Genomic DNA, 692 nt, shown 5'->3' with positions numbered 1-692 from the left:
ACATCGTTGGCTGAAAATATCCAGCTTGCCCGCATATGCACTTCTTCATTTCTTTGTTTGCGTATGATCACAAGACAAATGACATTAGCAACCAGTGCAACTGCCCCCATAGCCATCATTAGTCCCGATACAGGTTCGCTACCGTAAATTGACCGTCTTACAATATCAATGATAATCAACACACCCAGTGCCATCTGAAAAAAGCCGCTAATTCTAGCCGCATTGGCTTTGTGCAATAGCGATTTACCAATAGCATAAAGGGCAACACCATAGACAACTGCGTCGGCGAGCATATCAAGTGAATCGGCTATTAATGCGGTTGAATTAGCAAGCAACCCGATCCCCATTTCTATAACAAACATTGTCGCGTTTATTCCCAAAAGCCAATACAAAACCTGTCGTTGAGACTGGTCTTTTATTTCAACTTCGCACCCACATCCGCTCATTAGAAACACACTCTTTACTGATGAATAGTATGAGTATAAAGTCTATACTTGGTATAGAGTCAACGGTTAGGAGAAAAAAATGAAAATTGGTGATGTCGCAAAGACGACAGGTTGTAGTATTCAGACCATTCGTTTTTATGAAAAGAAGGGGCTCTTGCCTGAGCTTAAGCGCTCAAGTGGAAATTATCGTGTCTACGACAAGGGGACTATTGAACAACTCCTGTTTATCAAACAGTGTCGTTCATT

Annotated in this window: 2 protein-coding genes; one reads left to right on the top strand and one right to left on the bottom strand. The window is 41.6% G+C overall.

What is annotated here, in order from left to right; genetic code table 11:
• The coding region (locus tag AAEZ18_RS18345) for a cation efflux transmembrane domain-containing protein (RefSeq protein WP_350595505.1) at positions 1 to 446 on the bottom strand (446 nt) is incomplete at its 3' end.
• Between the two features lie 79 nt (positions 447 to 525).
• Here AAEZ18_RS18345 and AAEZ18_RS18340 point away from each other — a divergent pair.
• On the top strand, positions 526 to 692 hold a 167-nt coding region (locus AAEZ18_RS18340; protein WP_350595507.1), incomplete at its 3' end, for a MerR family DNA-binding transcriptional regulator.

The sequence above is a fragment of the Pseudoalteromonas sp. 19-MNA-CIBAN-0066 genome (assembly GCF_040308705.1).
Taxonomy (GTDB): domain Bacteria; phylum Pseudomonadota; class Gammaproteobacteria; order Enterobacterales; family Alteromonadaceae; genus Pseudoalteromonas; species Pseudoalteromonas nigrifaciens.
This window is presented reverse-complemented; position numbering and strand designations above follow the sequence as displayed.